Source organism: Gulosibacter sp., from assembly GCF_052090685.1.
In the GTDB taxonomy this organism is placed as follows: Bacteria; Actinomycetota; Actinomycetes; order Actinomycetales; family Microbacteriaceae; genus Gulosibacter.
In genome coordinates, this window is sequence record NZ_JBQDBE010000005.1 from 1 (window position 1) to 14,948 (window position 14,948).

At 58.8% G+C, this 14,948-nt stretch carries 21 protein-coding genes; 17 read left to right on the forward strand and 4 right to left on the reverse strand.

Annotated elements, in window-relative coordinates:
* Positions 1 to 116 precede the first annotated feature (116 nt).
* From vapB to ACTHXA_RS04130, 4 genes are all read left to right on the forward strand, one after another.
* The gene (gene vapB / locus ACTHXA_RS04115) at positions 117 to 338 is read left to right on the forward strand and encodes a type II toxin-antitoxin system VapB family antitoxin (RefSeq protein WP_441669638.1); all 222 of its coding nucleotides are present in this window, start codon (positions 117 to 119) and stop codon (positions 336 to 338) included.
* Positions 329 to 748: a PIN domain nuclease gene (locus tag ACTHXA_RS04120; protein ID WP_441669640.1), complete on the forward strand. Its 420-nt coding sequence runs from the start codon at positions 329 to 331 to the stop codon at positions 746 to 748. The genes vapB and ACTHXA_RS04120 overlap by 10 nt, the downstream gene beginning before the upstream one ends.
* Positions 749 to 1,843: 1,095 nt before the next feature.
* Positions 1,844 to 2,131: a type II toxin-antitoxin system RelE/ParE family toxin gene (locus ACTHXA_RS04125; RefSeq protein ID WP_441669642.1), complete on the forward strand. Its 288-nt coding sequence runs from the start codon at positions 1,844 to 1,846 to the stop codon at positions 2,129 to 2,131.
* Between the two features lie 9 nt (positions 2,132 to 2,140).
* On the forward strand, positions 2,141 to 2,440 hold the full coding sequence (locus ACTHXA_RS04130) for a HigA family addiction module antitoxin (RefSeq protein WP_441669644.1): 300 nt from the start codon (positions 2,141 to 2,143) through the stop codon (positions 2,438 to 2,440).
* A gap of 101 nt (positions 2,441 to 2,541) precedes the next feature.
* Here ACTHXA_RS04130 and ACTHXA_RS04135 read toward each other — a convergent pair whose 3' ends face one another.
* A complete protein-coding gene (locus tag ACTHXA_RS04135) occupies positions 2,542 to 3,099 on the reverse strand; it encodes a hypothetical protein (protein ID WP_441669646.1) in 558 nt (185 codons plus the stop codon).
* Positions 3,100 to 3,251: 152 nt separating this feature from the next.
* Between ACTHXA_RS04135 and ACTHXA_RS04140 the strand changes: the two genes are divergently transcribed.
* The 6 genes from ACTHXA_RS04140 (at position 3,252) to ACTHXA_RS04165 (ending at position 5,845) form a co-directional block, all read left to right on the forward strand.
* A complete protein-coding gene (locus tag ACTHXA_RS04140) occupies positions 3,252 to 3,605 on the forward strand; it encodes a type II toxin-antitoxin system VapC family toxin (protein WP_441669648.1) in 354 nt (117 codons plus the stop codon).
* Positions 3,606 to 3,635: 30 nt separating this feature from the next.
* Complete coding sequence (locus ACTHXA_RS04145; protein WP_441669996.1) at positions 3,636 to 3,827, forward strand: HepT-like ribonuclease domain-containing protein; 192 nt, start codon at positions 3,636 to 3,638, stop codon at positions 3,825 to 3,827.
* Between the two features lie 252 nt (positions 3,828 to 4,079).
* Positions 4,080 to 4,313 carry a FitA-like ribbon-helix-helix domain-containing protein gene (locus ACTHXA_RS04150; protein WP_441669650.1) on the forward strand — a complete coding sequence of 78 codons (234 nt, stop codon included), beginning with the start codon at positions 4,080 to 4,082 and terminating at the stop codon, positions 4,311 to 4,313.
* Positions 4,310 to 4,735 (forward strand): type II toxin-antitoxin system VapC family toxin, encoded by a 426-nt coding sequence (locus ACTHXA_RS04155; protein WP_441669652.1) that lies wholly within the window; start codon positions 4,310 to 4,312, stop codon positions 4,733 to 4,735. The genes ACTHXA_RS04150 and ACTHXA_RS04155 overlap by 4 nt, the downstream gene beginning before the upstream one ends.
* A 155-nt stretch (positions 4,736 to 4,890) precedes the next feature.
* Positions 4,891 to 5,331: a YtoQ family protein gene (locus tag ACTHXA_RS04160; RefSeq protein WP_441669654.1), complete on the forward strand. Its 441-nt coding sequence runs from the start codon at positions 4,891 to 4,893 to the stop codon at positions 5,329 to 5,331.
* A gap of 64 nt (positions 5,332 to 5,395) precedes the next feature.
* Positions 5,396 to 5,845, forward strand: coding sequence for an SRPBCC family protein (locus ACTHXA_RS04165; RefSeq protein ID WP_441669656.1), 450 nt, complete (start codon positions 5,396 to 5,398; stop codon positions 5,843 to 5,845).
* A gap of 80 nt (positions 5,846 to 5,925) precedes the next feature.
* Here ACTHXA_RS04165 and ACTHXA_RS04170 read toward each other — a convergent pair whose 3' ends face one another.
* Positions 5,926 to 6,945: a zinc-dependent alcohol dehydrogenase family protein gene (locus tag ACTHXA_RS04170; protein ID WP_441669658.1), complete on the reverse strand. Its 1,020-nt coding sequence runs from the start codon at positions 6,943 to 6,945 to the stop codon at positions 5,926 to 5,928.
* Positions 6,946 to 7,127: 182 nt separating this feature from the next.
* On the opposite strand from ACTHXA_RS04170, the gene ACTHXA_RS04175 reads away from it, so the two are divergent.
* The 4 genes from ACTHXA_RS04175 to ACTHXA_RS04190 all read left to right on the forward strand — a co-directional run bounded on the left by ACTHXA_RS04175 (position 7,128) and on the right by ACTHXA_RS04190 (position 10,304).
* Positions 7,128 to 8,033 (forward strand): helix-turn-helix domain-containing protein, encoded by a 906-nt coding sequence (locus ACTHXA_RS04175; RefSeq protein ID WP_441669660.1) that lies wholly within the window; start codon positions 7,128 to 7,130, stop codon positions 8,031 to 8,033.
* Positions 8,034 to 8,097: 64 nt separating this feature from the next.
* Positions 8,098 to 8,460: a cyclophilin-like fold protein gene (locus ACTHXA_RS04180; protein WP_441669662.1), complete on the forward strand. Its 363-nt coding sequence runs from the start codon at positions 8,098 to 8,100 to the stop codon at positions 8,458 to 8,460.
* 204 nt (positions 8,461 to 8,664) lie between these two features.
* The gene (locus ACTHXA_RS04185) at positions 8,665 to 9,408 is read left to right on the forward strand and encodes a dihydrofolate reductase family protein (RefSeq protein WP_441669664.1); all 744 of its coding nucleotides are present in this window, start codon (positions 8,665 to 8,667) and stop codon (positions 9,406 to 9,408) included.
* Between the two features lie 74 nt (positions 9,409 to 9,482).
* Complete coding sequence (locus tag ACTHXA_RS04190) at positions 9,483 to 10,304, forward strand: MerR family transcriptional regulator (protein WP_441669666.1); 822 nt, start codon at positions 9,483 to 9,485, stop codon at positions 10,302 to 10,304.
* Positions 10,305 to 10,323: 19 nt separating this feature from the next.
* On the opposite strand, the gene ACTHXA_RS04195 is transcribed toward ACTHXA_RS04190, so the two are convergent.
* On the reverse strand, positions 10,324 to 11,361 hold the full coding sequence (locus tag ACTHXA_RS04195; protein WP_441669668.1) for a methionine synthase: 1,038 nt from the start codon (positions 11,359 to 11,361) through the stop codon (positions 10,324 to 10,326).
* A 23-nt stretch (positions 11,362 to 11,384) separates the two neighbouring features.
* Positions 11,385 to 12,374: a putative oxygenase MesX gene (locus ACTHXA_RS04200; RefSeq protein WP_441669670.1), complete on the reverse strand. Its 990-nt coding sequence runs from the start codon at positions 12,372 to 12,374 to the stop codon at positions 11,385 to 11,387.
* Positions 12,375 to 12,497: 123 nt separating this feature from the next.
* On the opposite strand from ACTHXA_RS04200, the gene ACTHXA_RS04205 reads away from it, so the two are divergent.
* The 3 genes from ACTHXA_RS04205 to zapE are packed head-to-tail and all read left to right on the forward strand — an operon-like array spanning position 12,498 to position 14,944.
* Positions 12,498 to 13,439, forward strand: a complete 942-nt coding sequence (locus tag ACTHXA_RS04205; protein WP_441669672.1) for a LysR family transcriptional regulator — start codon at positions 12,498 to 12,500, stop codon at positions 13,437 to 13,439.
* A gap of 41 nt (positions 13,440 to 13,480) precedes the next feature.
* Positions 13,481 to 13,822: a hypothetical protein gene (locus tag ACTHXA_RS04210; RefSeq protein ID WP_441669674.1), complete on the forward strand. Its 342-nt coding sequence runs from the start codon at positions 13,481 to 13,483 to the stop codon at positions 13,820 to 13,822.
* Between the two features lie 60 nt (positions 13,823 to 13,882).
* Positions 13,883 to 14,944, forward strand: a complete 1,062-nt coding sequence (zapE, locus tag ACTHXA_RS04215; RefSeq protein WP_441669676.1) for a cell division protein ZapE — start codon at positions 13,883 to 13,885, stop codon at positions 14,942 to 14,944.
* The last annotated feature ends 4 nt before the right edge of the window (positions 14,945 to 14,948 follow it).

Below are 14,948 nucleotides of genomic sequence, written 5' to 3' on the forward strand. Positions count from 1 at the left end.
TTCAAATGAGGCAACGTATCGAGCTACGCGGAGGTTTCTTATGAGTCAACGCGCCCTCTGTCGTGCCACGGCGAAAGTTGATATCATGATGTCACTTACCAGCGGAGGTGGTTGCCGTGACAAACGTGCTGATTCGTGGGCTCAGCGACGAGACTGTCGCCCGAATCGACCGGAGCGCCGAAGAGCTGGGTCTCTCGCGTAACGAGTATCTGCGTCGTCGGCTCGAGGGTGACACTCCTCGGACGACGACGAAAACGACTGAGGAGGACTGGAAGCGATCCGGTGAGATCTTCGCGGATCTCGCCGATCCTGACGTCATGGCCGGCGCATGGCGGTGACGAATTGGCTCATCGACAAGTCGGCTCTCGTCAGGCTCCAACACGATCACCTTTCTGGCGCCGAGAACTGGAAGGTCAGGATAGATCGTGGACTCGTTCGAATCTCGACGATCACCCGCCTGGAACTCGGGTACTCCGCTCGAACAGGTGCTGAAGGGCGCGAGGGGTTTCGTCAACCGCCACTCTCACTGATGCCTGTCGAGCGGATTACTCCAGCCATCGAGGACAGGGCCGAGGAGGTGCAGATGTTGTTGGCTGATCGCGGTCAGCACCGCGCGCCCTCCATCCCGGATCTCCTGATCGCCGCAACTGCGGAGAAGGCCGGGCTGACGGTGCTGGCCGTGGACAAGGATTTCGATCTGATCGCCGAGGTCACGGGACAGTCAGTGGAAATGCTCGTGTTGCGGTGACCGCGTGCCAGACTGCCTTGCATGCTGAAATGTGGTGGAGTTCAGGATTAACGTTTAGTTGGGAGTAGACTTTATGGTCGAGTTCAAGGGCTACTAATTCTCGAAAGACTCTACCCAGCCGCAGCCATCGCATTTGCCGGTGGCAGGTACCGTCAGAAAGCAGTCTGGGCATACGGGCCTTGGCTTGGAATCTTCGCCAAGCTGGCTGGTGCCTCCGCCACGAGATCTGTTTAAAGGGTGTCCGACGGACCATAGATTTCTCTTTTCATACAGCCATCGGTCGACATCGCCCACGGCTTCGAGAATCTCATCCTCCGATATGAAGCCTCCCGTGTAGCCGTAGTAGATGTGTAGGTCAGGACCTCCGTCGTCGCGTGTCGCCTTGAGGTACCCCGTAGTGGACTCATAGCTGCTGATTCCAACTCTTGTGACCACACGTTGAATTAGGTGCCAATTCTCAATTGGAATTCCTTGATTGGTTAGAGCTTGAGTTAACGAGTCGAAAGAGTTCTGCGTCTTGGAGTCATCGGGCTGCTCGGTGCTCATGCCTGTGGCCTGTCAATGGTGTTGCTGGGATAGGTGATGTGTGGGGATCAGGGCGTTTGGGCGTGTGGGTGCTCAGCTGCGCGCCTGCTTCCACAATTCGGACATTTCCGGCGTCATGGACCAGGAGACCTCGTTTGGGTACTCCGGGCGCGTCTGAGCAACTAAAGGCCAGATGTGAAAGCCCTCCGGGGATAGCGGGACTGATGGGTAGTGCGCCTTCAGGTGACGGCTGATCTTCCGTGGTGCATCACGCCACTCGGCGATGCTCATCCCGGTCCTGGCTGCAATTTCTGAGGTTGGGAAGAACTCTCCTGGATGGGCTGCGCATGCATCCATAGCGAGGGTCCACCTCCGCGTTGTTTCGGTCGAGCCAAGCGCAAGTTGCTTTAGATCTTCGAGGGACCAGGTTTGGTGGGGCTGGAGCACCTCGTTGATAGTTACCGGACTGGGGCGCGCATCCCGTGGCATGGCCGTTGGCAATGCGTGTTCGTCGCCTTCGGTGTCCTCAGAAAAGGCTGACTCCAATTTGATGACTAACGCCATAACGTCTTGAACATAGTCCGAGCGAACCAGAATTGGAATCCATTTGCTCATATCACTCTCCGGACAGTCGGTCGACTTGATCCGCGAATACACAAGACCGCGAACAGGAAGCTGCACCTGCTGGACACTGCGACGACGCTGGACGCGTTGCGCGTACCGCCCGGCAATCGCCTGGAAGTACTCAAGGGTGACCGAGCTGGGCAGCACGGCATCCGTGTCAACGATCAATGGCGTATCTGCTTCCGCTGGGCGGATGCTGGTGTCTTGGACGTTGAGATCGTGGACTATCACTGAGGAGGAGAGATGACCGAAAAACTTTACCCGCCAGTCCATCCCGGTGAAGTTCTCATGGCGGACTTCATCGAGGGCTTTGGTATCACGCAGAACAAACTTGCGGTGTCGATCGGAGTGCCGCCCCGACGTATCAGTGAGATCGTGCACGGCAAGCGCGGGATTACGGCGGACACTGCACTGCGCCTTGGGCGCTACTTCGGGATCGAGCCACAGTTCTGGCTCAACTTACAGACGCGATACGACCTAGAAGTCGCACATGAAAACATGGCCGATCAGGTCGCTGCGATCACGCCGCTGAAAGTCTCGTAGGGAGGGGATCCGGACGTCATGGACGGTGCATGGTGGTGACGTCCTGGCTCCTTGAAAAGTCCGTGCGAAGGCTGCATGCAGCATCGCTGCGGCAACGGGGCTCACGGACTCCAATACAGTTCGCCGTACCGAACTAAGAACACGATCGCAGTCACAACGGAGTACGCCAAAAATGTAATACCGAGCCAGGAACAGGCCAACCGACTCGTTTCATATTCGGCCCGCTTGAGCCGCGGGAACATGAGCACGAGACCCGCAACCTGGACAGCAGAAAAGGCCAGGTAAGACCAGTCTTTAAATACCCACACCAGCGGCGCAAAATGTACGGCAACGCACAGCGCAATCCACCAGCCAAACCATCGATAACGGTCACGGAGCTTCAAGAAGATTGCGCCGCCACCGATGAACAAGCTCATCACGATGAACGTGGCGCCAAAGGCCCACCAGACGCCATCATCCAATGCACTCGGCGTGTTCCAATTGCGCCCGACGACTACCCCAAAGGCAGCGGCGATGATCAATCCAATCGCCGATCCGACCCATAAGGGAAGCCGCGACTTAGGCGCTGGGTCTTCCTGCGCCATGCCAAACCACACAGCCACCATTACCCCGAACAGCGCAATAGTGAATGCTTGATCTCGAATGAAGTCGGTGATCAAAGGCTTTGTCCGCTCGTCTGTGCGTGGGCTTCCACTTCGATGAACCCTAGGAAGTCGCCGTATGCCGTGGATGGGTCTTCGCGTTAGCCTATCAGCCGACATTTTGTTCAAACGGGATGCTCCGGTTCGTTATGTAGCACGAGTGCTACGATTTGTGGCCTGAGACACGGGCACTGCTGAGCTGGCTTGATCAGACCGATAGCAGGCTCGTCTCGAGTGACCTTCTCGAGACCGAACTGCGTCGCATGGCTGTGCGGGAGGGGCGGGACCAGGCAAAGGTCAGCGCGATCATTGATGGTGTGTCGCTTGCGGCGCTCGACCGAGCCACTTATCGGTCTGCTGGGTTCTTGCCGATGCCGTATCTGCGCACCCTCGACGCCTTGCATTTAGAGGCGGCGATGCGACTTGATGTTGATGCCATACTTACGTACGACCATCGGCGCGGTGAGGCGGCGCGCTCGGCAGGAATCGACGTGATCTCGCCCGGTGCGGAGCACGCATCCTGAGAAACCGGATCTCGGAATGGGTGGCCGAAGATCAGGGGATTCCGCAATATCCCCGACCATCAATACATTGGTTTCGACATTGATGCCGTCCGCGATGTTGTTGAGACGCATCTGCCGCCGCTCGCTGAGGCGCTACGCAATCACATTGAGCGCGACTCTGTGCTCACAGGGTTCATGACTGGCCCCGGAACCGGTGAGGCCTTGCCAAACGCGGGTGGGTAGCTATTTGCTGGCAATTCGCAGATGGGCGGCCGAGTTACTGCGATTGAGAGCACCGCTTCGCTTGGTGATGCGACTCCGTCTCACGTATACGACGAGATGGCTGAGGCCTTTTACATTCTCGAAGGCGACTACACGGTTGCGAGTTCCTCGGTGTCGCGACGCATCTTATTGATACAGGCAGCGTGGGTGGACCACTTACGGAGGGCTAACTCGGCCTGATATCATAATTGATATCAAAAGGAGGTGGTGCTGGTGGCGTCCATCGTTGTTCGTGGCCTCGATGACCAGGTGAAACAGCAGCTCGCCAAACAGGCGAAGGCGCACGGTCACTCCATGGAAGCAGAGGTGCGAGATATCCTGACTAAAGCAGCTCGACGACCGAATATCGCAATGGCGCTGCTTTCTGCCGCGCGGGATGTGGGCGGAGTGGAGGATCTACCGATTCCGCGGCGGGATGACGTTGCACAGTCGGTGTATTTCGAGTGATCATCCTTGATACGAGCGTCATCTCGGAGTTGTTTCGACCTGCGCCGGAGACACGCGTTATCGAATGGGTCACATCCCTGACAGGGGATGTCGCGATCACGACGATCACTCTCGCGGAACTGCTCGCGGGCGTACGAGGGCTGCCGGCGGGCCGTCGTCGGGATGTTCTTGCGCAGTGGGTCGACGAGGCGATCGCGCCGTATCGAGAAAGCCAATCGGTGCTGGCGTTCGATGAGGCGGCAGCAGATCGATACCCTGACGTTCTCTTGGCGCGTCAGGCAGTCGGGGCACCAATCAGCACTGCTGACGCCCAGATTGCCTCGATCTGCCTCACCCATAGGGCGATCTGTGCAACGCGCAATGTGAAAGATTTTGCGGACACCGGTGTCGAACTAGTCAACCCGTGGAGCCATGCGGGATGACGCGGCTGTCTATCGAGGTCGTTGCCTACGAAGGCGGAGGTCGAGGATGAGACGAAGGCCACCGATGAAGGAGTTGTGCGCGATGCGGTTGAAGTCGTCGGTGGTCAAAAAGGCTCTCTGACTCTGACCAGAAACTAACAACCAAAGGAGGAGCCATGAGTTTCACTGTCTATCTTTCGGGCGAGATCCACACCGAGTGGCGCGATGAGATCAGCCGCGGCGCCGAGGCCGCCGGGCTCGACGTGGCCTTTACGTCGCCGGTTACCGACCATCCCGCCAGCGACGCAGCCGGCGGCCATCTTCGTGCGAACGAAAACCAATTCTGGCGCGATCACCAGTCCGCGAAGGTCAACGCCATCCGAACCCGCACCCTGATCGAACAGAGTGACTTTGCTGTGGTCCGTTTCGGCGATCAATACAAGCAATGGAACGCCGCCTTCGACGCCGGCTACTGCGCTGCGCTGCGAAAGCCCTACGTGACCCTGCACGATGAGGACACCGTTCACGCGCTCAAGGAAGTTGATGCCGCCGCACAAGCTTGGTGCACAACCACCGATCAGGTCGTCGAGATACTCCGCTACGTGCTCACCGCCTGAGTCTTTCGGCCCTGTCTTGAAGGACGGGATGTCGGGCGACGGTGGACTTGCGTAGGCTCATCCGGTGCATTCCTTTGTCACCACCACACGTATTGCCGCCCCAATAGAGCGGTGTTTTTCGCTGAGTCTGTCTATTGATGCACATACCGAATCGATGAAGCAATCCACGGAACGCGCGGTGGCTGGCGTGACGAGTGGCGAGATTGGCCTCGGAGAGACTGTGACCTGGCGAGCACGACACTTCGGAATCCCATTCCGAATGACATCGAAGATCAGCGAATACGAACGTCCCGTTCGTTTCGTGGATCAGCAGATTGCCGGTCCGTTTCAACACTGGTGGCACGAGCACGAGTTTCTTGCAGACGGTGAGGCGACCGTGATGGTTGATCGAATTGAGCTCAAAGCACCGTTCGGGGTTCTGGGTCGGTTCGTGGAGTGGCTAATCCTGCGGCGATATATGGAAAATCTCATCCGCGTGAGGAACGAGTGGCTGAAGCAGGAGCTCGAAGCCTGACACTCCTGATTGACGGCGCTTGCTTGAATATCAACGGATTGAATACATATATCCCATTCCGCTTTGTTGTCATGAGCGGATCAAATAGTGAGCATGACTTTGGTGGCGCGGCGTTCATCCATCGCCTTGTACCCCTCGGCTGCCTGCTCGAGGGGAAGGGTGAGGTCGAAGACGACGCCGGGATTGATCTGGTCGGTCATGATGAGCTCAATCAGCTCTGGCAGGAAACGGCGTACCGGCGCGGGCCCACCGAGGAGGCTCACGGTCGCGGTGAAGAGGTCGGCCCCATCGAGCTCGACATCGTGAGAGACACCGACGAATCCGACATGGCCGCCCGGTCGGGTGGCACCGATAGCCTGGAGCATCGACTCCTGGGTGCCGACGGCTTCAATAGTGGAGTGTGCGCCGTAGCCGTTCGTCAGTTCCTTGACTCGCGCGATACCGGCGTCTCCGCGTTCCTCGACAATGTCGGTCGCACCAAACTGCTTGGCCAGCGACTGGCGGTCAGCATGTCGCGACATCGCGATGATCCGCTCCGCACCGAGGCGGTTTGCGGCGAGGATGCCGAGGAGGCCGACGGCGCCGTCGCCAACGACAGCAACAGTCTTACCCGGCCCCGCCTCGGCTGCGACCGCGGCAAACCAGCCGGTGCCGAGCACATCCGAGGCTGCGAGCAGACTGCGAGTCTGCTCCTCGGTAGGCTTGCCAGGCACCTTTACCAGTGTGCCGTCGGCGAGCGGGATGCGCGCTTTCTCGGCCTGGGTGCCGATGGATCCCATCATGACCTGGTGAGCGCAGCGGGATTGGAAACCGGCCTGGCAGATTTCGCAGGTGTTGTCTGAGGCCACGAATGACCCGACCACAAAGTCACCGATGGCAACGTTCTGCACGGCACTGCCGATCTGCTCGACGATGCCGATGTATTCATGGCCCATTGGTGCGCGGTCAACTTCCCCGGCACCGCGGTAGGGCCACAAGTCCGAACCGCAAACGCAGGCCGCCGTGACACGGATAATCGCGTCGGTGGGCTCCTCAATGATCGGATCGGGGCGGTCTTCGACACGGACGTCTCCGGGGGCGTGCATAACGACACCACGCATGTGGTCTCCTTCATTCGTCGATCGGCAAAAGTGCCCGATACAGGTTATAGATCGTAGGCCGCAAAATCCTGCAGCAGCCAGGTATCAATGCTCCTTTGCGGCACCGGTGAGAGGGAGTGTCCGTCGATGGTGGTACTCGGAGGGTCTCTCACGCAACCTGTGCGAGAGCGTACCGTGGAGGCATGGATAATCGGGACGAAGTGCGGGAATTCCTCACCAGTAGGCGCGCTCATGTGACCCCGGACCAAGTCGGACTTCCGGAGGGTGAGAACCGGCGAGTGAAGGGGCTGCGCCGAACCGAGGTCGCGGTCCTTGCCGGGGTGAGCGTCGAGTATTACACAAAACTTGAGCGTGGTGCGATCAGTGGAGCCTCGGCGGTGGTTCTCGATTCGATTGCGAAAGCGCTACTGCTCGACGACGCGGAACGGGCGCACCTATTTGCCCTCGCACATGCAGCCAGTCCGGTGGGGCGTCCAAGAAAAACACGGTCAGCGAAATCGTGGACTCCTCATCACAGCCTGCAATGGGTGCTCGAAGCAGTTACGGAGGGTCCGGCGTTCGTTCGAAACGGGCGGATGGATATCCTTGCGACGAACCTCCTCGCTCGAGCGTTCTACAAGGACACATTTGAGATGCCGGGGCAGCCGCCGAATATCGCCAGGTACACATTCCTCGATGAACGCGCCGATGAGTTCTATCCGGACTGGGACATGTTCGCCGAAGTAACGGTGGCAATCCTGCGCACGGAGGCGGGACGTGATCCGCACAACAAAGAACTCCACGACCTGATCGGCGAACTCTCTACCCGCAGTAAAGAATTTCGCCAGCTCTGGGGTGCTCACAACGTGCGCCATCACGGAGCCGGATTCAAGACTTTCAACCACTCTGTCGTCGGAGAACTCACACTGGCTTACGAGGGCATGGCGATGGAAGCAGAACCGGGCCTCACCATCACGATTTATGCTGCGGAGCCGGAATCAGCATCCGCAGAACGGCTGCACCTGCTCGCATCATGGGCCGCGAGCGAATACGGACAGAACCTCGAAGCGAGCACTCCGTCGTCGGATGAGCAGGCATCCCAGAAATGATTCGTCTGGGGCCTCAGATACCGCCTCATAGCGACCACTATCGGCGAACACCTAAGGAGACACTGTGACAGACACGCCTATCCGCATCCACCTGGAAAACCGAGTCATTTCGGCGGTACTCCACGACAACCCCGCCGCGAACTCGCTGCGGAAGCAATTGCCGCTGGCCCTAGACTTCCGCGACTACGCTCGACAAGAGGTGCTTGCTGTCCTCCCCGAGAAGCTCGCCATGTCGGGAATGCCCGTAGGAAGTGACCCCGAAATTGGGGATATTGGCTACAACCATCGGGACGGTGTTGCAGTGCTCCACTATTCAAAGATCGGCTACTGGCCTGGCACTGCGATTCTCGGCCACTTTGACGAAGACGTAACAATTTTCAAGGGCTGGAGTAGCTCCAAGCCAGTCAGAATTGAACTCGCCGACTGATCGGCTCGTTGAGGTGAGAGTCACGAGATCAATTACAGGACCCAGCGGTAGAGGCGCTCAGAGGGACGCCCAACGAAGCCCACTCCTTTTGACGGAGCTCAACCGCATCTGGCCCGGCCCGGGAGAAGCGCCGCAGTCCTACGCCTGGTGAATCAACATAACCAAGACTGCTCCGCAGAGCACAAGCAAACTACGCGAGAAAACATGGCAAAAACACGCCCCTACATCATCATCCACACTCACACCGCTATCGACGGCAATATCAACGCCATCGACCAACCTGGATTCCACCTTGGAAGCCAGCACTATCAAGACATCGCGCTGACTCCTGGCAAGCAGCAGCTGGACATCGACGCCTATCTCAACGGAAAGACTTCGACCGAGGACAACATCACCCACTACCGATCGCCCGACATCGACGAGAACGCCGCCCCAGTACCGGAAGGGGACTTCAATGCGGACCCGGATGCGGAAATGTACTACGTGTCGATCGATCCTCGAGGAGAGTTGGCGTGGGAGTTCAACAGCTTCGGCTACGGTGGCGTGCCCGCGCACGTGATCGAAGTTCTCACCGACGCCGCAAGTAACGCTTATAAGGATTTCCTCCGCCGGCAAGGCGTCTCCTACATCATCGCTGGTGAGGAACAAGTCGACTACGAAAGGATGCTGGCCAAGCTCGGCGAATTCGGCATCGAGCGGCTCATGGTTGGGGGAGGAGGCACCATCAATTGGTCCTTCGTCCAGCAGGGGCTTGTCGACGAGGTGAGCATGATTCTCGCCCCGGTTGCGAACGGTGATCCGGATGCTCCGCGCTTCTTCACCGCGAAGGAACCCTATAGCCCGATAAAGGACACTCAGTTTGATCTGACGCACCTGGAGAACCTCGGTGACGGAGTGGTGTGGCTGCGCTACACCACCGTGACCGATAAGAGGAGGGAAAAGGCATGACGACCGAGGATGAGAAATCGCCGTTATCAATCGAGAATTGACCCTCCCGCAAGGGGAGGCCGCAAACTGGGTTCATGTTGAAAATCGGAGATTTTGCGGGAATTACTGGGCTGACGGTCAAGGCGCTACGCCACTATGACGAGAAAGCGGTACTGGTCCCGAACACTGTCGATGAACAGACCGGATACCGACTGTACGCGGAGGGTCAGGTCAGAGCCGGAGTACTCGTTCGAGCCCTGAGAGCGGCGGGTGTTCCGCTCGAAGAAATCGATGCCGCCAGCGATGCGAGTTCGGCGCAAGATGTGTTGTCGGCACATCGACAACGGGTGCTCCGCGAACGCGAAGAAGAAGACCGCGCGTTTCGAGACGTCGAGAACGAACTGAGCCTCCTCTCGGCGCCAGTGCGCGTAGAAGAACGTCGGATGCCGCGTCTGCCATTTGTCGGTCGCGTCTTGGCATTCAGCGCTGATAACGATGCAGCACTCATTAACGAGGAAGCAACTGCTGCCTTCGCTCAGCTCGATGAGCGAGCGAACCATGCGGGTCTGACGCGTAGCGGGCGGTTTTGGACCACGCTTCGTTCCGGTGACAACGGACAGGTTGAAGTCATCGGCTGCTGGGCAGCTTCCGACACCGTCGTCGAAAGCTGGCCCTACGAGGAAGACCTCATTGGAGTCTTACCCGCGCGAACGGAGCTGGTCGCCACCTGGCCATCATCGGACAGCGAGGAATTGCCCGCGGATGCAACGCATCCAGCCGAAGTCGCAATCTTCGATGCGCTCGAGGAACGGGGGATCGAGCTGCACCTTGACGGGATGGAAGTACGACAGGAAATGATCGCGCACGGTGCGGGGGACTACTCCGTCGAAGTGTCCGTCACGACGAGCATCGGATAGCCGCGAGCCGCTTCGCCGGTCAGACCTTCACGCGAGTAAGTTCCTCACGAAGGATGCTCGCACCCGCACTGAGTGCGCTCAGCTTCTTGAACGCAACATCCCGCGCAAACGGTGCCATCCCGCAGTTCGTGCTCGGGATGAGCTTGTCCGCGTCGACGAACTGGAGCGCCTTGCGGAGCGTTCCAGCTACTTCTTCTGGAGTCTCAATCGCGCTGTTCGCGACGTCGATGGCGCCGAGCATGACCTTTTTGCCTCGGAGCAGCTCGATGAGGTCCACCGGGACATTGGAGTTATGGGATTCCAACGACACGATGTCGAGCGTGGACTGCTGCAGGAGCGGGAATGACTCCTCATACTGCCGCCACTCAGACCCGAGGGTCGCCTTCCAATCGTTGTTCGCCTTGATCCCGTAGCCGTAGCAAATGTGCACGACGGTCTCCGCTCGCAAACCTTCGGCTGCTTGCTCAAGCGCCGCAACGCCCCAATCCCGCATCTCGTCGAAATACACGTTGAACGCGGGTTCGTCGAACTGGATGATGTCGACCCCGGCCGCCTCAAGATCCTTTGCTTCCTGATTGAGGATCTTCGCGAACTCCCAAGCCAGCTTCTCGCGGCTCTGATAGTGACGGTCCGAAAGCGTATCGATCATCGTCATTGGGCCGGGAAGAGCCCATTTAATAGGCCGGTCGGTCTGCCGGCGGAGAAACTTCGCGTCCTCGACAAACACCGGATTCTCGCGGCTCACCTCGCCGACCACGGTCGGGACACTTGCGTCGTAGCGATTGCGGATGCGAACGGTCTCGCGCCGCTCGAAGTCAACGCCACCGAGATGCTCGATAAACGTCGTCACGAAGTGCTGACGGGTCTGCTCGCCATCGCTGACGATGTCAATTCCCCGATTGACCTGCTCGTGGACCGCGATCCGCAACGCATCCTGCTTGCCCTCGACCAACGCATCCCCAGCCAATCGCCAAGGCGACCAGAGGGTTTCCGGCTCGGAAAGCCAAGAGGGCTTCGGGAGGCTGCCGACGGTCGAGGTGGGCAAAAGTGCGTGCATAGTCGAGGTGTCTCCGATGGTGTTCAAACGAGAACGGGGTCGTTGGCGGCGAATCGTTCGAGGGTCGATCCGTGGGGCTTCATGAGGAATTCCTCGGTGTACTTCCCCTGCTTGGTCGCGAGCTCGCTACGTTCGACGCGATCGTAGTCAATCAGCGTCTTTGAGAAGTTCTGCTCGTCGAGTGATGGTCGGTAGACCCCCGCAGCGGCAGAATTCGCGTTGTAAATCTCCGGCCGGTAGATCTTCTGGAAAGTCTCCATTGTGCTGATCGTGCCAATGAGCTGCAGGCTGGTGTAGTCATTCAGCAGGTCACCGCGGAAATAGAACGCGAGCGGTGCGACGCTGCCGCGCGGCATAAAGTACCGCACCTGTAGGCCCATTTTGCCGAAGTACTCATCGGTGAGCGAGTAGTCGTTCTGCTGATACTCAACGCCGAGAATGGGATGCTCATTCTCGGTCCGCTGATACGTCCGACTCGTCGAAACGCTGATGCAGATCACGGGTGAGGTGAGGAAACGTTCCCGGTAGACGGCGGAATCGAGGAAGCGTTGGAAGAGCTTGCCGTGCACGTCACCGAAGTCCTTGGGGACGGTGAACTCGGTCGCGGATGCATTGGCCGCCGGAAGTCGCACGCTGAAGTCGTAGTCGCGGATGTAGGAGGAGAAGTTGTTTCCTACGATCCCGGGGTGGCGAACTCCGGTGAGGCGGTCGACGATGTGGACATCGAGGATCTCGAGAAACGGGAACTGCTGATTCTCGTCGGCAGAACGAAACTGCAGGTCTGCCGAGACGATCTCGAGTTCGACCCGGTAGCGGTCCTGGCCCGGGTTGTCCCAGCGTGCGAGGTCGTTAAAACGGCGATTGATCATCGTCAGGGCATTGCGAAGGTTCTGCTGACGGTGCTCGCCTCGAGCCAGGTTTGCGAAGTTCGTGGTGATCCGGGAGTTATTCGAGGGCGAGTAGTCCTCGTCAAAGCGGGTGGTGGTGAGGCTGAACGTGTACTCGTTCGTCATGTCCGTCCAATTCAATTTCTGATCGGCCGGGCTCGGCCTGCGGAAGTCTGTGCATCCATCTTGCGGGCGAAGTCGGGGCATCGGGTAACTACCGCTAGCTATGGGGTCCTATAGTCTTTGTCTATGTCCAGAGAATCGCGAGGCATTACGCTGCAGCAGCTCCAATACTTCATCGAGGTCGCGGCCGAGGGATCGATTACGGCCGCGGCCGACCTGCTCTATGTCGCCCAGCCAACGTTGTCGGCAGCAATGAAGGACCTCGAAGCCCGGGTTGGGCGCGGGCTGCTATTGCGATCCGCACGTGGCGTGACGCTCACCGAAGACGGTGCGGAATTCCTCGGATACGCGAGACAGGTCGTCGAGCAAATGGCGCTTCTCGAGCAGCGCTATCTTGGTCGGCCACCCTCGCGACGCCTGCTCGGGGTGTCAGCGCAGCACTACTCGTTCGTGGTCGAGGCATTCGTCCGGATGGTGAAATCGGCGGGTGCTCCCGAGTATGAGTTCTCGCTGCGGGAAACACGCACTTGGGACATCATCGAGGATGTCCGAACCTTCCGCAGTGAGGTCGGCATTCTCTATCGAAACGACTTCAACCGCAAAGTGATCGATAAGCTCCTGCGAGATTCCGGGCTCGCATTCCATCCACTCTTCCATGCAGTACCGCACATCTTCATCTCCCGAAAGAACTCGCTCGCTTCGCGAGATCGTGTCACGCTCGACGATCTCGCCGAACTGCCGCGACTGACTTTCGACCAGGGCGCAAATAACTCCTTTTATTTCGCCGAGGAAATCCTCTCGACCCTGTCGAGCAAGCAGGAGATTCGCGTCTCCGACCGCGCGACCATCTTCAATCTGATGATCGGACTCGACGGGTACACGATCTCCACCGGTATCATCAGCGATGATCTGGATCCCGAAATTGTCGCCATCCCGCTGAAAGTGGACGAACGCATCGAGATCGGTTGGATCGATCAGTCCGCGATTCCGCTTACCGAACAGGCGCAGCGCTATCTGGCAGAAGTGCGGGCAGTGATCGACGGATATGGTATCGAGTTACTCGGGTAGCTTCGCTACTTCGACGGCATCCTCTATCGATCGGCACACTCATGACAACTACCGGTTCAAAGTCCGCTACTAAAGCTCGTGGCTGGCTGGTTCTGCTGGCACTTATCCTCGGCGCCGCTGCTGGGGTGGGCGGGTTTCAGTGGGGCACTGACGATGCCACCACTCAGGGCGCGAACGCAGACGTATCGAATGCCGCGGGACTCCTTGTGGCCGCAGCCGCATTTATTACCGTTTTTGCCTTCATCCTCCTGCTGATCGGGCTTTTCGTCGGAGGGCCGGGTCGGATTGCGGCGCGAATTGTGACGATCGTGTTGGCCGTCATCTTGATTGCGGCAGGAGTGCTGCTTTTCGTGTCGCTTTATCCAATGCTGTTGAATCAATGACGGTGTCCCACAATCGGATTCGCCGTGCTCAGCACCATCGCACCGCTAAAGTGAGGGGTTGTGCACAACGTAACCGCAAATGAACACCCTGCTGCAGCCGACGCGATTGCGAGCATTGAGCAATCGGTCTCGTCGAGAAGCGTTCGGCTCGATGATGCCCAGCGGGTTCTCGTCAGTGAGATTGCGGTGTTCTTGTCTCAAGCGTTGGCGAAGCAAGACGCGGCGCAGGATGCGCAACCGACCGGGTTTTTCGTACACGGTCCCGCAGGACGCGGCAAGTCCTGGCTCATGTCGGGGCTGGTTGCCTGGGCGGATGTGCCGGAAGACGCAAAGCGTCGCCTTCATTTTCACGAGTTTTTCCGCAGTTTCCAGCGACAGACTGCAACGCAAGCGAGTACGCGAGACGCGATCGAGCACACCCTCGACGAACTGCTGGACGGCGCGCGACTGTTCTACTTCGATGAACTCCACGTGCACGAGCCCGGAAGCGGCGCACTCCTTAACCGCATACTCGACGAGCTCGCGACCCGGCGCATCCCGACACTCATTACCTCGAACTATGAGCCGGAAGGGCTACTGCCGAATCGCATCTACCACCACATCATCGAGCCTGGGATCGCGACCGTTCGCACGCACTTTGCGGTGCGTGAGCTTGATGCTGGCACCGACTATCGGCTGACGGAACTCGCAAAGCACGGCGGATTTGCGTCAGGGAACTGGGTCGTCGGCAAACCCGAAGAGTCGCTGGCGGCGGGGAATCCACCAGCACCCGAAGAGGCCACCGAAGTGCTGGAAAGGCATCGGGCACTGCAGGTGAGCGCTATTCGCGGGCGCGAGATCTGGTTCGATTTCGCATCACTCGTTGCTGCGCACTCCTACACCGAAGACTTCCTCAACATCGCAGAACGCTATGACTCATGGGTACTCACCGACGTGCCCGCGCTCTCGAAAACAGACCGAGCATCCCGACAGCGGTTCGTTTCGCTGATCGACGTGTTGGTCGATCAGGACTGCAAGCTCACGGTCTTCGCAGACGTATCGCGGGATGCATTCGTCGATATCAAGGACCCGCCAGCGGATCTCTTCCGGTGCATTAGCCGGCTCGCGCTGCTGAGTGAATAACCGA